Annotated in this window: 20 protein-coding genes; all 20 read left to right on the forward strand. The window is 38.6% G+C overall.

Features of this window, described 5'->3' with window-relative positions:
• Positions 1-5: 5 nt before the first annotated feature.
• The 20 genes from ACRPLQ_RS01535 to fliF all read left to right on the forward strand — a co-directional run bounded on the left by ACRPLQ_RS01535 (position 6) and on the right by fliF (position 18771).
• Positions 6-389, forward strand: coding sequence for a YlqD family protein (locus ACRPLQ_RS01535; protein ID WP_013058897.1), 384 nt, complete (start codon positions 6-8; stop codon positions 387-389).
• Positions 390-401: 12 nt separating this feature from the next.
• Positions 402-914: a ribosome maturation factor RimM gene (gene rimM, locus ACRPLQ_RS01540; RefSeq protein ID WP_028411442.1), complete on the forward strand. Its 513-nt coding sequence runs from the start codon at positions 402-404 to the stop codon at positions 912-914.
• Positions 914-1654, forward strand: coding sequence for a tRNA (guanosine(37)-N1)-methyltransferase TrmD (gene trmD, locus ACRPLQ_RS01545; RefSeq protein ID WP_014458419.1), 741 nt, complete (start codon positions 914-916; stop codon positions 1652-1654). The genes rimM and trmD overlap by 1 nt, the downstream gene beginning before the upstream one ends.
• 161 nt (positions 1655-1815) lie before the next feature.
• On the forward strand, positions 1816-2160 hold the full coding sequence (gene rplS / locus ACRPLQ_RS01550; protein ID WP_013084808.1) for a 50S ribosomal protein L19: 345 nt from the start codon (positions 1816-1818) through the stop codon (positions 2158-2160).
• 180 nt (positions 2161-2340) lie between these two features.
• On the forward strand, positions 2341-2892 hold the full coding sequence (lepB, locus tag ACRPLQ_RS01555; protein WP_013058893.1) for a signal peptidase I: 552 nt from the start codon (positions 2341-2343) through the stop codon (positions 2890-2892).
• Between the two features lie 21 nt (positions 2893-2913).
• Positions 2914-3780, forward strand: coding sequence for a ribosome biogenesis GTPase YlqF (gene ylqF, locus ACRPLQ_RS01560; protein ID WP_025750333.1), 867 nt, complete (start codon positions 2914-2916; stop codon positions 3778-3780).
• A 107-nt stretch (positions 3781-3887) separates the two neighbouring features.
• Entirely contained in the window at positions 3888-4655 is a 768-nt protein-coding gene (locus ACRPLQ_RS01565; protein WP_432235639.1) for a ribonuclease HII, read from the forward strand.
• A 368-nt stretch (positions 4656-5023) separates the two neighbouring features.
• Positions 5024-6184 (forward strand): ADP-forming succinate--CoA ligase subunit beta, encoded by a 1161-nt coding sequence (gene sucC, locus ACRPLQ_RS01570; protein ID WP_013058890.1) that lies wholly within the window; start codon positions 5024-5026, stop codon positions 6182-6184.
• A gap of 18 nt (positions 6185-6202) precedes the next feature.
• On the forward strand, positions 6203-7105 hold the full coding sequence (gene sucD, locus ACRPLQ_RS01575; protein ID WP_013058889.1) for a succinate--CoA ligase subunit alpha: 903 nt from the start codon (positions 6203-6205) through the stop codon (positions 7103-7105).
• A gap of 63 nt (positions 7106-7168) precedes the next feature.
• Entirely contained in the window at positions 7169-8050 is an 882-nt protein-coding gene (gene dprA / locus ACRPLQ_RS01580) for a DNA-processing protein DprA (protein ID WP_033579776.1), read from the forward strand.
• A gap of 154 nt (positions 8051-8204) precedes the next feature.
• Positions 8205-10280, forward strand: coding sequence for a type I DNA topoisomerase (topA, locus tag ACRPLQ_RS01585; protein ID WP_028411437.1), 2076 nt, complete (start codon positions 8205-8207; stop codon positions 10278-10280).
• A 206-nt stretch (positions 10281-10486) separates the two neighbouring features.
• Entirely contained in the window at positions 10487-11791 is a 1305-nt protein-coding gene (gene trmFO, locus ACRPLQ_RS01590; protein ID WP_028411436.1) for an FADH(2)-oxidizing methylenetetrahydrofolate--tRNA-(uracil(54)-C(5))-methyltransferase TrmFO, read from the forward strand.
• A gap of 65 nt (positions 11792-11856) precedes the next feature.
• Positions 11857-12759 carry a tyrosine recombinase XerC gene (xerC, locus tag ACRPLQ_RS01595; protein ID WP_014458427.1) on the forward strand — a complete coding sequence of 301 codons (903 nt, stop codon included), beginning with the start codon at positions 11857-11859 and terminating at the stop codon, positions 12757-12759.
• A gap of 14 nt (positions 12760-12773) precedes the next feature.
• Positions 12774-13316: an ATP-dependent protease subunit HslV gene (gene hslV / locus ACRPLQ_RS01600; protein ID WP_013058884.1), complete on the forward strand. Its 543-nt coding sequence runs from the start codon at positions 12774-12776 to the stop codon at positions 13314-13316.
• A gap of 16 nt (positions 13317-13332) precedes the next feature.
• Positions 13333-14733 carry an HslU--HslV peptidase ATPase subunit gene (gene hslU / locus ACRPLQ_RS01605; RefSeq protein WP_013084801.1) on the forward strand — a complete coding sequence of 467 codons (1401 nt, stop codon included), beginning with the start codon at positions 13333-13335 and terminating at the stop codon, positions 14731-14733.
• A 28-nt stretch (positions 14734-14761) separates the two neighbouring features.
• A complete protein-coding gene (codY, locus tag ACRPLQ_RS01610) occupies positions 14762-15541 on the forward strand; it encodes a GTP-sensing pleiotropic transcriptional regulator CodY (RefSeq protein WP_013058882.1) in 780 nt (259 codons plus the stop codon).
• Positions 15542-15984: 443 nt separating this feature from the next.
• Entirely contained in the window at positions 15985-16374 is a 390-nt protein-coding gene (gene flgB / locus ACRPLQ_RS01615; protein WP_432235640.1) for a flagellar basal body rod protein FlgB, read from the forward strand.
• Positions 16375-16376: 2 nt separating this feature from the next.
• Positions 16377-16826, forward strand: a complete 450-nt coding sequence (gene flgC, locus ACRPLQ_RS01620; protein WP_289578387.1) for a flagellar basal body rod protein FlgC — start codon at positions 16377-16379, stop codon at positions 16824-16826.
• Positions 16827-16838: 12 nt separating this feature from the next.
• Positions 16839-17129: a flagellar hook-basal body complex protein FliE gene (gene fliE, locus ACRPLQ_RS01625; protein WP_028411433.1), complete on the forward strand. Its 291-nt coding sequence runs from the start codon at positions 16839-16841 to the stop codon at positions 17127-17129.
• 49 nt (positions 17130-17178) lie between these two features.
• Positions 17179-18771, forward strand: coding sequence for a flagellar basal-body MS-ring/collar protein FliF (gene fliF, locus ACRPLQ_RS01630; RefSeq protein ID WP_048019845.1), 1593 nt, complete (start codon positions 17179-17181; stop codon positions 18769-18771).
• Positions 18772-18779: the final 8 nt, after the last annotated feature.

Raw genomic sequence — 18779 nt, forward strand, 5'->3', positions numbered from 1 at the left:
ACGTTTTGAACATTATTCAAAAAGTGGTTGTGAAACAAGTGTTAACTGAAGCAAGCAAACAAGATCTTGAAAATCGTTTTATAAACCGCAAGCAGGCGCTTGAAAAGGAAATGGAACAGCTGAAATTTCAGTTAAAGCACATGGAAAAAGCCAATAAAGGTTCTTCTTTATTACATAGTCAATTTGAAAAAGAAAAATCCGCTCGCCTTGAAAAAATTGAAGTGTTGAACTTTCAGCTGACGCAATTAGAAAAGCTTCCTTTAGGGAGCGAACTCGTTGAAACGGAACTGGATGCCTTAGTAGAGGTAAAAATCGGCGATGATTGGGAAAAGATAAAAGAAAGTAAAACAATTATTATAAAAGATAGCAAAGTTGTTGAGATTAGATAGAGGTGAAGAAGCATGAAATGGTTTAAGGTTGGAAAAATTGTGAATACCCATGGTGTAAAAGGAGAAATTCGTATTGTATCAACTACGGATTTTGCTGATGAGCGCTATGAAAAAGGAAATAAACTTTATATCTTCAAAGAAAAGCAAAGCGAGCCGGTGGAAGTAACGGTAGCAAGCCATCGCAGGCATAAAAATTTTGATCTGCTTACATTCGAAGGCTATCACAACGTAAATGATGTTGAGCAGTACAAAAACTGCGAAGTGAAAATTCCTGAGGAGCAGCTAACGGATTTAGAAGACGGTGAATTTTATTTCCACGAAATTATTGGCTGTACAGTAAAAACAGAAGACGGAGTAGAGGTAGGAACGGTCAAAGAAATTTTAACGCCGGGAGCTAATGATGTGTGGGTCGTTAAAAAAGGCGGAAAAGAAGTTCTTATTCCTTACATCGACGACGTTGTACAATCTATTGATATAGAGGAAAAAGAGATTGTTATTACAGTAATGGAAGGGTTATTGGACTAATGAAAATTGATGTACTATCGCTATTTCCTTCTATGTTTGACGGTGTTTTTGGTGAATCAATTTTGAAAAAAGCACAGGAAAAAAATGCGGTTGAACTGAATGTAGTTAATTTCCGAGAATATTCTACGAACAAACATCAAAATGTGGACGATTATCCTTACGGCGGAGGTGCTGGAATGGTATTGACACCTCAGCCTATTTTTGACGCTGTAGAAAAGCTGACTGAAACAGCTAAGAAGCCCCGGGTAGTTTTGCTTTGTCCGCAGGGCGAACGCTATACACAGGCAAAAGCAGAAGAACTAGCAGCAGAAGAGCATTTAATTTTTATTTGCGGTCATTACGAAGGATATGATGAACGAATTCGTGAGCAGCTGGTAACTGATGAAATTTCAATTGGTGACTATGTATTAACTGGAGGAGAGCTTGGTGCAATGGTTGTGATCGATAGCGTTGTTCGCCTGCTTCCTGATGTGCTTGGCAATAATCATTCAGCTGTACAAGACTCACACAGTACAGGTTTACTAGAGCACCCCCACTATACGCGTCCTGCTGATTTTAGAGGCTTAACAGTTCCTGAAGTACTTATGTCAGGAAATCATAAAAAAATTGAACAGTGGCGCCAAAAAGAGTCTTTAAAGCGCACGTTGCTTCGAAGACCGGATATGCTTGAAAAGATGGAGCTAACGGAAGAGCAAAAGAAACTAGTAGCTCAATTAAAAGAGGAAAACAACCTTTCATAAATCCATAAAATTTATGCATAAACTCTGTTGCATACGGTATAAGAGTGTGCTAAGATAGATTTTGTGGCTTGGGCAGATGTCTGGTCACCTATAACGATGTTCCGCTGCAATGATTGAAAAGCATTGGTATGAGCGTCTGTTGGAAGGAGTTGAAACACGCGATGCAAAAATTAATCGAAGAGATTACAAAAGAACAATTAAAAACAGATCTTCCTACGTTCCGTCCTGGTGATACTGTACGTGTACACGTAAATATCGTTGAGGGTACTCGTGAACGTGTTCAGGTATTTGAAGGTGTTGTTATTAAGCGTCGTGGCGGTGGTATCAGCGAAACATTTACAGTACGTAAGATTTCTTACGGTGTAGGTGTAGAGCGTACATTCCCACTTCATACGCCAAAAATTGCAAAAATCGAAGTAATGCGCCGCGGTAAAGTACGCCGTGCGAAACTTTATTACCTACGTGAATTACGTGGTAAAGCTGCGCGTATTAAAGAAATTCGATAATAGTAAAGGGGAGCTTGTTTAAACAAGCTCCTTTTTTCAAATGTTTTTTTAGAACGATTCGTTCTCTGACAGTGAAAAATAGACGTACAAGTCATCATTTTTTTATTCTATTTATTTATTAGGCGTTTCAAACATTATCGTTTAAAATAAAGGTATGACATAAGAGTTGGAGGACTGAAGATGGCTCGAAAGAAAAATGAACTGTGGGAATGGATAAAAGCAATCGCCATTGCCGTACTGTTAGCTGTTGTAATTCGCTATTTTTTGTTTGCACCGATTGTAGTAGATGGACTTTCTATGATGCCTACGCTGCATGACCAAAATCGAATGATTGTAAATAAGTTCTCCTATAAGATTGGTGATCCTGATCGCTTTGATATTATTGTTTTTCATGCTACAGCGGAAAAAGATTACATAAAACGTATTATCGGACTGCCGGGTGATCATATTGAGTATCGAAATGATACGCTATATGTAAATGGAAAAGCTTATAAAGAGCCCTATTTAGATCAGTATAAAAAAGAAGTGATTGACGGTAATTTAACCGAAGATTTTAAACTAGAAGACGTAACGGGTAAAAAGACCGTGCCAGAAGGCTATTTGTTCGTGATGGGAGACAATCGACGCTACAGTAAAGACAGCCGTCAGATTGGCTTTGTGAGTATGGACAAGGTGCTTGGTAAAACGAGTGCCGTATACTGGCCGATTAAAGAAGCGCGTTTTGCAAAGTAAAATATAAAAGGTGAGTAAAATATGACAATTCAATGGTTTCCTGGCCATATGGCCAAGGCCAGAAGACAAGTAACTGAAAAGCTAAAATTGATTGATATTGTATACGAACTGGTTGATGCACGCATTCCGCAATCATCGCGAAATCCAATGATTGATGAGATTATTGTGAACAAGCCCAGAATCGTATTGTTGAATAAAGTGGACAAAGCGGATCCGCGCGTCACTCAGCAGTGGTTAGATTATTACAAAGAACAAGGTATTTATGCCTTAGCTATTGACGCACAAGCAGGTAAAGGAATGAAACAAATTGTTTCGTCTTCTAAAGAACTTCTTCAAGAGAAGTTTGACCGCATGCGCGCAAAAGGAGTTAAAAAACCCCGCGCTATCCGTGCGATGATTGTAGGGATTCCTAACGTCGGTAAATCAACGCTAATTAATCGCCTTGCCAGCAAAAAAATCGCCAAGACGGGAGATCGTCCAGGTGTGACGCAGGCACAGCAGTGGATTAAGGTAGGAAACGAGCTAGAGCTGCTTGATACGCCAGGTATTTTGTGGCCTAAGTTTGAAGATGAAACAGTTGGATATAAGCTTGCGACAACGGGTGCTATCAAAGATACCATTTTAAATATGCAAGATGTCGCTGTTTATGCGCTGCGCTTCTTAACTAGCCATTACCCAGAACAATTAAAGCAGCGTTATGATTTAAATGAAATCCCTGAAGACATTGTAGAGCTTTTTGATGCAATTGGGTCGCGCCGCGGCTGTTTAATGGGTGGCGGCATGGTGGATTACGATAAAACAGCTGAGCTTGTTCTTCGAGAAATTCGAACGGATAAAATTGGCACCTTTACATTTGATGATCCAAGTGAAGCTGAACAACAGCTGTAAGCAACACATTGCGAACTGAAGCAAAAAACGCCTCTGCCTTTTCAGCATGAGGCGTTTTTTATGTGAAAGTGCCGCGTGAAAATGTTGATATAAAGAAGGTGGAGCTAATGAAAAAGAGTATTAAGGAAATAAAAGAGGAACTAAAGCAAGTGAGAAGCCCGGAAGATGCTTTATTTAAGGCATATGCGCAAGATGAGCGTAAAGGTGTGCAGCAGGTTATTATTCAAAAACAAAGGCAATTTGAAGCGGCTGAGCGCTTGAAGCAACAGTTTGATGAAATGATGGCATATGAAAATGAATTATATAGGCAAGGAGCAACTTATATTGCCGGAGTAGACGAAGTAGGAAGAGGACCGTTAGCAGGACCGGTAGTAGCGGCTGCTGTTATTTTGCCTCCCGATTTTTTTCTCCCTGGTCTGACGGATTCAAAGAAGTTATCAGAAGCAAAGCGAGAAGCGTTTTATGAAGAAATTTGTAAAAAAGCTGTCGCTATCGGTATAGGGATTATAGACGCAGAGGTCATTGATTCTATTAATATTTATGAAGCGACAAAAAAGGCAATGACTGAAGCCATTGAACTGCTGGCAGTTCAGCCTGATGAACTGCTCATTGACGCGATGAAGCTGCCGGTGCCTATTTCGCAGCAGTCAATCATTAAAGGCGATGCTACAAGCATTTCAATTGCTGCAAGTTCTGTTATTGCAAAAGTGACGCGAGATCGAATGATGAAAGAACTTGGTGAACGCTATCCTGCATACGGATTCCAAAAACATATGGGATATGGAACAAAACAACATTTAGAAGCAATCGAACAATATGGAATTTTGCCAGAACACCGCCGATCTTTTGCACCGATAAAAAACCAAGTAAACTAGAACATGATACCCGAACATATCTCTGCTTTTTAGCGCATGTTTCAATGCGGGATTCTAGGCTTAAAAAGAATATAGCCTATGTAAGCGGAGATATTGCAGCGGGAAAAATTCGTAAATTATTTTCCTCTCAGTGTGCTTTAGTTATGAAGGTTGATTTACATGATCAACCACACGTTTAACGTCCGCAGAGCCTCATCTACTTCATAAGGTATGGTTAAGTACTATCTCCATAAAAATATCAATTTTCTTATTATTTCAATATTTTTCACTAGAATAGTAGACAATTAGACAATTATTTTTATACAATGAAAGCGCAGTCTATTTTGTGCAGTATAGTTTTGTGGTTGATTATGTTAGGAGGATGGGAAATGAATATCCATGAGTATCAAGGAAAAGAACTACTCAGAAAATATGGGGTTGCAGTACCAAACGGTCGAGTAGCTTTTACTGTTGAAGAAGCAGTTGAAGCAGCAAAGGAATTAGGTTCACAAGTATCAGTGGTGAAAGCACAAATCCATGCTGGTGGACGCGGTAAAGCGGGCGGTGTCAAAGTAGCAAAAAACTTAGATGAAGTTCGTACATATGCACAAGATATTTTAGGAAAGACCCTCGTAACGCACCAAACAGGCCCTGAAGGAAAAGAAGTTAAGCGCTTGTTAGTTGAAGAGGGATGCGATATTAAGAAAGAATACTACATCGGTTTAGTTCTTGATCGTGCAACGTCTCAAGTTGTATTGATGGGTTCTGAAGAAGGTGGAACTGAAATTGAAGAAGTGGCGGAAAAAACGCCTGAAAAAATCTTTAAAGAATATGTAGATCCTGCGATTGGTTTACAAGCATTCCAAGCTCGCAGACTTGCATTTAATATTAATATTCCAAAAGAATTAGTTGGAAAAGCAGTTAAATTCATGACAGGTTTATATACAGTATTTGTTGAAAAAGACTGCTCAATTGCAGAGATTAACCCTCTAGTTGTAACAGGTGACGGAGACGTTATGGCATTGGATGCGAAGTTAAACTTTGATTCAAATGCGCTGTATCGCCAAAAAGATATTCTTGAATATCGTGACCTTGAAGAGGAAGATGCTAAAGAAATTGAAGCATCTAAATACGACTTAAGCTACATTTCACTAGACGGTAATATCGGTTGTATGGTAAACGGTGCAGGTTTAGCGATGGCAACGATGGATATTATTAAGCATTACGGAGGCGACCCTGCTAACTTCCTGGATGTTGGGGGCGGCGCAACTGCTGAAAAAGTAACAGAAGCATTTAAAATTATTTTATCTGACCAAAATGTAAAAGGTATTTTCGTTAATATTTTCGGCGGAATTATGAAATGTGATGTTATTGCAACAGGTGTTGTTGAAGCAACAAAACAAGTTGGATTAAGCCTTCCATTAGTTGTTCGCTTAGAAGGAACAAACGTTGAACTTGGAAAAGAAATTTTACAAAAATCAGGCTTAAATATCACAGCTGCTGAATCTATGGCAGACGGCGCACAAAAAATCGTTTCACTAGTGAAATAGAAAGGCTGGGGGATAGGAATGAGCGTATTTATTAATCAAGATACAAAAGTAATTGTACAAGGAATTACAGGCGGAGTTGGCCTTTTTCACACACAGCAAATGTTAGAATATGGAACAAAAATTGTTGGTGGCGTAACGCCGGGTAAAGGCGGCTTAGAAGTAGAAGGTGTTCCGGTATTTAATACGGTTGCCGAGGCGAAAGAAAAAACAGGCGCAACGGCTTCTGTTGTATATGTTCCACCAGCATTCGCAGCTGACTCCATTATTGAAGCAGTTGACGCAGATTTAGATTTAGTTATTTGTATTACAGAAGGTATTCCAGTATTAGATATGGTAAAAGTAAAACGTTATATGGAAGGAAAACGTACGCGTCTTGTAGGGCCTAACTGCCCAGGTGTTATTACACCGGAAGAATGTAAAATTGGCATTATGCCAGGGTACATTCACAAAAAAGGTCATGTAGGTGTAGTTTCGCGTTCTGGTACATTAACATATGAAGCTGTTCACCAACTTTCTGAAGCTGGAATTGGCCAATCAACAGCTGTTGGTATCGGCGGTGACCCGGTGAATGGCACGAACTTTATCGATGTATTAAAAGCGTTTAATGAAGATGAAGATACGTATGCAGTAATTATGATTGGGGAAATCGGCGGTACAGCAGAAGAAGAAGCGGCAGAATGGGTAAAAGCAAATATGACAAAACCTGTTGTTGGCTTCATTGGCGGTCAAACAGCGCCTCCAGGAAAACGTATGGGCCATGCTGGTGCGATTATTTCAGGTGGTAAAGGGACAGCGTCTGAAAAAATTAAAACAATGAATGAGTGCGGTATCCAAGTAGCTGAAACACCATCTGTTATGGGAGAAACACTTATTAAAGTGTTAAAAGAACAAGGCATTTACGAGCAGTGTAAGACTCATTAATAGAAGACATATAGCCTCCTTTGACCGGGGGCTATTTTGTCCATTTAAAAAGGAGATTGTAGAATGTCTGGTTTACGGGAAAAATTAATTCATTTAGCACATTGTCCATCTGTTAATTGGAAACAAATTTTTACGCTACTTCAACAGAATTCTTCATTACAAAATCTCTACGAGTACTCTCCATCACAGCTTCAAAAACTATTGACTCTCTCGATTGAACGTGCTAATCAAATAAAAAAAGATTTGCAAACTATTCCAATACGAGATATTCTAGATAAATATGACGCTGAGAATATTCGATGTGTCACCATCTTAGATGATGAATATCCTGAACTTTTGCGCCATATTTATGATCCGCCTTGGGTATTATTTGCAAGGGGGAACTTGTCTCTTCTACACGCTCCGGCAAGCTTAAGCGTTGTAGGAACAAGAAATCCTACTTCATATGGAACTGCAGCTTTAACTCGTATTGTTAAGCCGATGCTGCATGAAGAATTTGTCGTTGTGAGTGGGCTAGCCTTAGGAATTGACCAGGCTGCTCATGAACTGGCTATCGCTGAAAAAGCTAAAACGATTGCAGTTTTAGGCGGAGGGTTTTATAATATTTACCCAAGAGGAAACCAAAATTTAGCAAGAGAAATTGCGCAGCATCATTTGCTGCTTTCTGAATATGCCCCGTTTATGAAGCCGACGAAATGGTTTTTCCCTCGCAGAAACAGAATCATTAGCGGATTAACAGGAGGCACGTTGGTGGTGCAAGCAAAAGAAAGAAGTGGATCTTTTATTACCGCCGACCAGGCGCTTCAGCAAGGAAGAGAAGTATTTGCCATACCGGGTTCTATTTTTGAAGAAACATCATGTGGAACGAATAAGTTAATCCAATTAGGGGCAAAACTTGTGCAAAGCGCTGCTGATATTACAGATGAAATGATGTATATAAGATGAATGTTTCAAAGTAGTCATATTCTTGCATGGTATGAAATACTAGTGAGATACGTAGGAAAATCGTATGACTTATCTTTTTGACATTTGACAAACAAGAACCAAATATTTAATAATAATGAAGATTTTATTCTACCTCTTGAGGAGGAACAAATAGATGTCTGACTACCTAGTAATTGTAGAATCGCCTGCAAAGGCTAAAACAATTGAACGTTATTTAGGAAAGAAATATAAAGTAAAAGCATCGATGGGACATGTTCGCGATTTACCTAAAAGTCAAATGGGAATTGATATTGAACAAGATTACAACCCGAAATATATTACAATTCGCGGGAAAGGCCCGGTTTTAAAAGAACTAAAAACAGCGGCTAAAAAAGCAAAAAAGATTTACCTAGCAGCCGATCCAGACCGTGAAGGAGAAGCGATTGCATGGCATTTGGCGCACAGTTTGGATGTAGACATTGCATCGGACTGCCGCGTAGTGTTTAACGAGATTACAAAAGAAGCGATTAAAGAATCTTTTAAACATCCACGAGCAATTAATATGGATTTAGTAGATGCTCAACAAGCACGACGTATTCTTGACAGGCTGGTTGGCTACAATATCAGTCCATTGCTGTGGAAAAAAGTGAAAAAAGGATTAAGTGCCGGAAGGGTTCAATCAATTGCAGTGCGGTTAATTATTGATCGTGAAAAAGAAATTGCAAAGTTTATCCCAGAAGAATACTGGACGGTAAAAGCAACTTTTCAAAAAGGGAACGACCAGTTTGAAGGCCAGTTAATCGAATATCAAGGGAAAAAAGTAGAGCTATCGAATGAAGATGATGTAACCAACATTGTTAAACAATTAGATGGAAACGAATTTTCAATTTCTAAAGTAACAAAACGTGAGCGAAAGCGTAATGCGGCTCCCTCTTTTACCACGTCTTCATTACAGCAAGAGGCAGCACGGAAACTGAACTTCCGAGCGAAAAAAACGATGATGATTGCGCAGCAATTATATGAAGGAATTGATTTAGGAAAAGAAGGTACAGTAGGTCTTATCACGTATATGCGTACCGATTCTACTCGTATTTCAGAAACAGCTCAAACAGAAGCTAGAGATTACATTACGAACGCGTACGGAAATCAGTTTGTGGCAACGGAAAAGCGTAAAGAAAAGAAGAATTCAAATGCGCAAGATGCCCACGAAGCGATTCGTCCAACTTCAGCTCTTCGTAAACCAGGAGAGGTAAAAGAGTTCTTATCGCGTGATCAGTATCGACTGTATAAGTTAGTATGGGAGCGCTTCGTTGCTAGTCAAATGGCACCTGCCATTATGGATACAATGGCTGTAGATTTGAAAAATGGAGACGTAACATTTAGAGCGAACGGCTCAAAAGTTAAATTTCCAGGCTTTATGAAAGTGTATGTTGAAGGCAATGATGATCAAGTGGAGGAAAAAGAAAATCTTCTTCCAGACTTAGAAGAAGGAGAAGTAGCTTATTCTAAGGACATCGATGAAAAGCAGCATTTCACACAGCCGCCGCCAAGATATACAGAAGCTCGTTTAGTTAAGACATTAGAAGAGCTAGGCATTGGCCGACCGTCTACATATGCTCCAACACTTGATACGATTCAAAAGCGCGGATACGTAGCGCTCGATAACAAGCGTTTTGTTCCAACAGAACTTGGAGAAATTGTACTAGAGCTTGTATTGGAGTTTTTCCCGGAAATTTTAGATGTAGAGTTTACAGCTAAAATGGAAAACGATTTGGATGAAGTGGAAGATGGTAATGTTCAATGGGTGCGTGTTATTGACGAATTTTACAGTGATTTTGAAAAACGCTTAGAACATGCTGAAAAAGAAATGCGCGAAGTGGAGATTAAAGATGAACCTGCCGGAGAAGACTGTGAAGAATGCGGTTCACCTATGGTATACAAAATGGGACGCTACGGAAAATTTATGGCATGCTCTAATTTCCCTGACTGTCGCAACACGAAGCCAATTGTAAAAGAGATTGGCGTAAAGTGTCCGAAATGTGAAGAAGGAAATATCGTTGAGCGAAAATCGAAGAAAAAGCGTACATTTTATGGCTGTGATCGATTCCCGGGCTGTGACTTCGTATCTTGGGATAAACCGATTGCAAGAAAATGTCCGAAATGTGAAAATCTGCTTGTAGAGAAGAAACAGAAAAAAGGAACTCAAGTCGTCTGTACAAGTTGTGATTATAAAGAGGAAGCTCAGCAGTAAAAGAGAATGGGATGAATTCCCACACTTTAAATTTAAAAATAGCAGTTATATAAGATGCGGCGACATTGCTTCATGTGCTAAAATGGAAACGTTATTAGCGACATTGAGTAATGTCGCATTTTCTTTGTCCCGTTAAAAAAGGAAAAGACAAGTGAATGAATAAGCAAAATGATAGAAAAGATAGAAATGAAGTTGGAGGATTTACAATGAATGAACAAGTAATTAATGTTATTGGAGCAGGTCTTGCTGGAAGTGAAGCAGCTTGGCAAATCGCAAAGCGCGGTTTGAAAGTCCGTCTTTATGAGATGAGACCAGTAAAGCAAACACCTGCTCATCATACGGACAAATTTGCTGAATTAGTATGTAGTAATTCACTGCGTGCGAATACATTAACAAATGCAGTGGGTGTGCTAAAAGAAGAAATGCGATTATTAGACTCTGTCATTATTCGTTCAGCAGACGAGTGTGCGGTTCCAGCAGGTGGAGCACTGGCTGTTGATCGTCACGAATTTGCCTCTCGTGTGACGGAAAGCGTTAAAAACCATCCGAACGTAACGGTTGTTAATGAAGAGATTACGGAAATTCCACAGGGACCAACTGTTATTGCAACAGGTCCGCTAACGTCAAAAGATTTATCGGAACAGCTGCGCGCGTTAACAAGTGAAGATTATTTATATTTTTACGATGCGGCTGCACCTATTATTGAAAAAGACAGCATTGATATGGATAAAGTATATCTTAAATCTCGCTATGACAAAGGGGAAGCTGCCTATTTAAACTGTCCGATGACAAAAGAAGAATTCCAGCGCTTTCATGAAGCATTAATCAATGCAGAGACGGTTCCTTTAAAAGAATTTGAGAAAGAAATTTATTTTGAAGGATGTATGCCAATTGAAGTAATGGCTTCACGCGGAGAAAAAACAATGCTCTTTGGACCAATGAAACCAGTTGGGTTAGAAGATCCGAAAACAGGAAAGCGACCTTATGCAGTTGTTCAGCTTCGTCAAGATGATGCAGCAGGTACACTATATAATATTGTAGGTTTCCAAACACATTTAAAATGGGGAGCACAAAAAGAAGTATTAAGCTTAATCCCAGGTTTAGAAAATGCAGAAGTAGTACGCTACGGGGTTATGCATAGAAATACGTTTATTAATTCTCCTAAATTGTTAAAGCCTACGTATCAATATCGCGAGCGTGATGACTTATTCTTTGCTGGACAAATGACGGGAGTAGAAGGATATGTAGAATCAGCTGCGAGCGGATTAATGGCAGGAATGAACGCGGCTCGACTTGTGCTTGGTGAAGAATTGGTTGTATTGCCGCAGGAAACAGCGATTGGCAGTATGGCTCACTATATCACACATACAAACGCCAAAAACTTCCAGCCGATGAATGCCAACTTTGGCTTATTCAAAGAATTGGAAGTGCGAATCAAAAACAAACAAGAACGAAATGAAACGCTGGCTAAACGAGCATTGGAAACTATTCAGAATTTTACAACAAAATAATCAAAATTGTTTGCAAGGGCTACTTAATTGTGATAATATTTAGTAGCCCTTGTGAGGTGATAACATTGGAATTTGTTAAAGATGTATTAAATTCCTTTCTAGAATATTTACAAATTGAGAAAAATTATTCAAAATATACAGTTGACTGCTATGAAAAAGACATAGGTATCTTCATGTCTTTTATGCAGGAAGAGCAAATACAAAACCTACAAAGTGTTACATATGCTGATGCAAGGCTGTTTTTAACACGCCTATATGAAAAGCAGTATTCAAAAAGATCGATGTCACGCAAAATTTCTTGTTTGAGAACGTTTTATCGTTACTTAAATAGAGAAGAATTAGTAGAAGATAATCCATTTGCGCTCGTTACCCTTCCTAAAAAGGAAGAGAGAAATCCTCGCTTCCTGTATGAAGAGGAGATTGTGAAATTATTTCAAATGAATGACTTAACAACTCCGTTAGGGCAGCGTAATCAGTCTCTCTTAGAATTGCTGTATGCCACCGGAATACGAGTGAGTGAATGTGCATCTATTAAGCTTAGCGATATAGATTTTTCACTTCAAACTTTGCTCGTATATGGCAAAGGGAAAAAACAACGGTACGTGCCATTTGGCTGTTATGCCAAGGACGCTCTTAGAGTATATATAGATAATGGAAGAAAGCTTCTTTTAAAAAAGGCTCCTTCTGATACTCATTCGCTCTTTTTAAATTATAAGGGGACACCGTTGACAGACCGAGGCATACGCTTAGTCATTGATCAGTTAGTAAAGAAAACCGCTGAGAATATACATATTAGTCCACACGTTTTGCGGCATACTTTTGCGACTCATATGTTAAATGAAGGGGCAGATTTACGTACAGTTCAAGAAATGCTAGGTCATGAACATTTATCAACCACTCAAATATACACACATGTGACGAAGGATCGTTTAAAGGCAGTTTATATGAATCACCATCCTCGCGCATAAAAGGAGGAGTTAATTTGTCTACTTTCCATGCTACTACGATTTTTGCAGTTCAGCATAACGGTCAATGTGCCATGTCTGGGGACGGACAAGTAACGTTTGGAAATGCTGTTGTGATGAAACATACTGCTCGAAAAGTAAGACGTCTATTTCAAGGGCAAGTTCTTGCCGGCTTTGCAGGTTCAGTAGCTGATGCATTCACTCTTTTTGAATTATTTGAAACGAAGCTTGAAGAGTATAACGGAAATCTTCAGCGTGCAGCCGTGGAGCTTGCTAAACAATGGAGAAGTGACAAAGTATTGCGAAAGTTAGAAGCAATGCTTATTGTTATGAACAAAGATAACTTACTGTTAGTATCAGGAACGGGTGAAGTTATTGAACCGGACGACGGCATTTTAGCAATTGGATCAGGCGGAAATTATGCTTTATCAGCGGGACGTGCATTAAAACAACATGCAGGCGAACATTTAACAGCTAAAGAAATTGCAAAAGCAGCTTTAGATGTAGCAAGTGAGATATGTGTTTATACAAATGATCATATTATTGTAGAAGAACTGTAGGAAAGGGGATTTTTTTATGAATTCTCATTTAACACCTCGACAAATTGTAGAAAAGCTCGATCAGTATATTATTGGTCAAACGAAGGCAAAGAAAGCGGTCGCTGTTGCGCTGCGAAATCGCTATCGCCGCGGTCTGCTAGACGAATCTTTACGTGATGAAGTTGTGCCGAAAAACATTTTAATGATTGGTCCTACAGGTGTGGGTAAAACCGAGATTGCACGCCGCTTAGCTAAGCTTGTCGGTGCACCTTTTATTAAAGTTGAGGCAACAAAATTTACGGAAGTTGGATATGTAGGACGCGATGTGGAATCAATGGTTCGTGATTTAGTGGAAACGTCAGTTCGACTTGTGAAAGAAGAAAAAATGAACGGCGTGCGTGATCGTGCAGAAGAAAATGCAAACAAGCGGATAGTGGAGCTTCTTGTTCCAAGCAAAAAGAAGCAGCAATCGTTTAAAAATCCGTTTGAAATGATTTTTTCAAACGGTACACAGTCAAGCGATGCGGATCCTGATCAAGATGAGGAAACGAATATTGCAACGAAGCGCAAGCAGATTGCTCATCAGCTTGCTCTAGGAGAGCTTGAAAATCATTATGTCACAATTGAAGTAGAAGAGCAACAGCCTTCTATGTTTGATATGTTACAAGGTTCGGGTATGGAACAAATGGGCATGAACATGCAGGATGCCTTAAGCAATTTTATGCCTAAAAAACAAAAAAAGCGCAAACTTACTGTTAAAGATGCACGAAAAGTATTAACAAATGAAGAAGCGCAAAAATTGATTGATATGGATGAAGTGACGCAAGAAGCTGTGAATCGTGCAGAACAATACGGAATTATTTTCATTGACGAAATTGATAAAATTGCTCAAAAAAGTGGTAATTCATCTTCCGCTGATGTTTCACGTGAAGGCGTGCAGCGAGATATTTTACCAATTGTAGAAGGATCAACGATTGTTACCAAATATGGTGCAGTCAAAACTGATCATGTTTTATTTGTAGCAGCTGGTGCTTTCCATGTATCAAAACCGTCGGATTTAATTCCAGAATTGCAAGGTCGATTTCCAATTCGCGTTGAATTAACGAAGCTAACCGTTGAAGATTTTATAAACATTTTAGTAGAGCCAGATAATGCGTTATTAAAGCAATATGCGGCATTATTGGAAACTGAAGGTATACAAATTGAATTTTCTGACGATGCTATACGTAAGATTGCAGAAATTGCATATCAGGTAAATCAAGATACAGACAATATTGGTGCAAGAAGGCTTCATACGATTTTAGAACGTTTGCTAGAGGATTTATCGTTTGAAGCACCAGAAGTAACATTAGAGAAAATTGTGATTACTCCGCAGTATGTGGAAGAAAAATTAGAAAAAATCGCTAAAAACAAAGATTTGAGTCAATTTATTTTATAGAACTGAAATCGCAGGAGGAAGAGTACTAATGGATTTATTAGGGAAAACTAGAAAGATTAATGCAATGCTACAAAAAGCAGCTGGTAAACCAGTAAACTTTAAAGAAATGGCTGAAACACTTTGCGAAGTGATCGAATCAAACGTATTCGTAGTAAGTCGTCGCGGTAAATTATTAGGAATCGCTGTTAAACAGCAAATTGAGAATGCGCGCATGAAAGATATGTTAGAAGCACGCCAGTTCCCAGAAGAATATACTCAAAGCCTATTTAACATTCAAGAAACATCTTCTAATTTAAACATTGAAAGTCAATATACAGCTTTCCCAGTTGAAAATAAAGACTTATTTGATGCAGGACTAACAACAATCGTTCCAATTATCGGAGGCGGAGAGCGTCTAGGTACGCTTGTACTATCTCGTTTAGACCGTCAGTTCGAAGACGATGATTTAATCCTTGCTGAATACGGTGCAACGGTAGTAGGTATGGAAATTCTTCGTGAAAAAGCAGAAGAGATTGAAGAAGAAGCGCGTAGCAAAGCTGTTGTACAAATGGCAATTAGCTCATTATCATACAGTGAGTTAGAAGCTATTGAGCACATCTTTGAAGAGTTAAATGGAAATGAAGGACTATTAGTCGCAAGTAAAATTGCTGACCGCGTTGGAATTACACGTTCAGTAATCGTAAATGCGCTACGTAAATTAGAAAGTGCTGGCGTTATTGAATCACGTTCGCTAGGAATGAAAGGAACTTACATTAAAGTTCTTAACAACAAATTCTTAGTAGAGCTTGAAAAATTAAAATCTAACTAAGTTTATGAACCAAAAAGCACACGGGCAAAGCCCGTGTGCTTTTTTTATATGCTCTCAGTATGAAAAGGTTCGCTCTGGGTTAAGACGATTCGTTCACTATTTTTATAAATCTTTAACAAACTTCATATAAAAATCTAAAAATTATATTATAGAATCTTTAAATAGTAAAAAGATACTAGTTGATTACAAATCGTTACTTTTATTACATATTGTTCAGGACTTATGGTATGTATTTTGATTTTAAATTAAAAAAATAGAGCTAAAGTACAGCATTGATGTTAAAATATGCTTGGAAATCGAATGAAAATTTTGGTTTATAGTCCAAAAGTTCTTAAAAAAGGATAGACATTGCATGAAGTTTTTCTTACAATAAGTTCTATGGTACTAAAGTCGAAATTTGTCTCATTTTTGAGAAAAATAGAATAGGTAAGCAGGTGTAAGAATTGAGTTTGTTTTCAACTACTTTTCAAACAATTGGAAATGGAATTAGCTACGCGTCACAAAAGCAGCAGACGATTGCACAAAATATAGCAAACGTTGATACTCCAAATTATAAATCGAAAACAGTATCGCGTACGAGTGAATTTCGAGATTTATTACATAACGAGTTAGAAGCATATCAGACTGATTCAAAACATATCCCATTTTCCGATTCATCCCAGCGAGTGATTACCCAGCAAGGAAACACTTCCTATCAAGCAAATGGAAACAATGTGGATATGGATAAAGAGATGGCGGATATGGCTGAAAATCAAATTTACTATGAGGCGCTAGTAGATCGTTTAAACGGAAAATTTAATTCTCTTCAAACAGTCATTAGAGGGGGGAAATAAGTTTGACTATTTTTCAAAATATGAATATTACATCTTCAGCTTTAACTGCCAATCGTTTAAGGATGGACGTTGTTTCATCTAACATGGCGAATGCTGAAACGACAAGAGGGACGTACGTTAATGGTGAGTGGCAGCCTTACAAAAGAAAAATGGTTGTCATGCAGTCTGATCGTTCGCCTTCTTTTTCGTCTCTCTTACACTCCGAAATCAATAAAAGTCAAAACAACGGTGTAAAAGTCACAGATATCGTAGAAGATAATATTCCTTTTAATTTAGTATATAATCCGACGCATCCAGATGCGAATGACCAAGGGTACGTGCAGATGCCGAACGTAGATCCTTTAAAGGAAATGACGGATTTAATTAGTGCTACTCGATCCTATGAAGCAAACGTGACGGTCTTTAATACAAACAAAAGTATATTAACAAAGACGTTAGAAATTGGAAAATAAAGGAGCGATAAAATGATTAATGGTATCAGCAATCAAATAGCAATAGCAAAAACAGCCGCTTCGACTGGCACTGGACAAACAACTCAACAGTTTTCAACGTTTTTAAAAGACTCAATCAATGAGTTAAACAATGCTCAACGCGCTTCGGATATAGCGACTGAAAAGCTTGCTAAAGGAGAAAATGTCGAACTCCAAGATGTAATGATTACTGCTCAAAAAGCAAGTATTACGATGCAAACGGCTCTTGAAATACGCAATAAAGCTGTTGAAGCCTATCAGGAAATGATGAGAATGCAAATGTAATTGAGCGGTTATTAAAGAAAATGAAAATAGTAATAACCGGAGGAATACCATGAATGAAAGAATAGCTCTTTATCGAGATAAGATGAAAGTCTTTTGGAATAACCGCAAAAAAGGACAGAAAATAGCCCTTATCGCTGCTCCTCTTGCGGCTATTCTAGTCATTAGTTTAGCATCTGTTTTCTTAAACAAAGATAAATTTGTCCCTCTTTATAGCAATCTATCGGCTCAAGAAACAGGACAAATCAAAGCAGAGCTTGATGCTAGAAGCGTTCCTTCAGAAATCTCTGATAATGGAACAACCATTTCGGTGCCTGAACAAAGCGTTGACTCGCTAAAAGTTGATTTAGCTGCACAAGGAATTCCTGATAGCGGAAGTATCGACTATTCGTTTTTTGGGAAAAATGCGAGCTTTGGTATGACAGACAATGAATTTGATGTGTTAAAACTCGATGCGATGCAAACTGAATTGGCTAACTTAATGAAAAACATTCAAGGAGTCAACGATGCAAAAGTGATGATTACCCTTCCCAATGAAAGTGTATGGGCGAATGAAAAGCAGGGAGAAGCCTCTGCATCGATTGTGCTTAATACAAAGGCTGGTTATAAATTTGATGATCAGCAAATTAAATCTCTTTATCATTTAGTATCCAAAAGTGTGCCAAACCTTCCTACAGATAATATCGTCATTATGAACCAATATTTTGAGTACTTTGATTTAAAAGGAAATGAAACGGATTCAGCTTCTAGCTCATTTGCTTCGCAGAACGAAGCGAAAAAAGAAGTTGAGCGGGATATTCAGCGTCAAGTACAGCAAATGCTAGGAAGACTGGTCGGTCAAGACAAAGTAATGGTCTCTGTTACAGCAGATCTTGATTTTACACAGGAAAATCGCGAAGAAAAGCTAGTAGAGCCTGTTGATAAAGATAATATGCAAGGAATTGCCGTTAGCGCTGAAAAAATCAATGAAACATTTTCTGGTAAAAATGCTCAAGATGGAGGCGTTGCTGGAACAGGAGAAGAAGATACAACAAATTACTCATCTAGCACAGCAAGTGGAGACGGAGACTACGAAAAAAACGAAGAACGTATTAATTATGAAGTGAATCGAATTCATAAAGAAATCGTTGAAAGTCCATACAAAATTCAAGACCTTGGCATTCAAGTAATGATAGATCCCTCCAATGCAAAAGGGAAATCACAAGTGTCCGATACACTTGAGTCAGACGTTCAAAAAATGTTAGGTACAATTGTCCGTACTTCTATTTCAAAAGATGCAAATACGAAAGCTCTCTCGGATAACGCGGTCAGCGATAAGATTACCGTTTCCGTTCAGCCGTTTAATGGACAAGAAACAGCTGACAGCACAGCAAGTTCGATTCCATTGTGGATGTATATAATCGGAGGAGCACTGCTGCTTATTATTGTTGTTCTTATTGTGCTGTTGGTTAGGAAAAGGCGTCAAGACTTAGATGAAGACGAATATGATGAAGAGTATGATGAAACTTTTGAAGCATATGAAGCGGCACAAAAAGCCCCTGTTTTAAGTGCTGAACAGCAAACAAAAAGCAATCTTGAAACGTTAGCGAAGCAAGACCCGGAAGAGTTTGCAAAGCTGCTGCGAACATGGATTAGTGAGGATTAGGAGGAAAG

The sequence above is a fragment of the Priestia sp. TRN 1309 genome, from assembly GCF_050846875.1.
In the GTDB taxonomy this organism is placed as follows: Bacteria; Bacillota; Bacilli; order Bacillales; family Bacillaceae_H; genus Priestia; species Priestia zanthoxyli.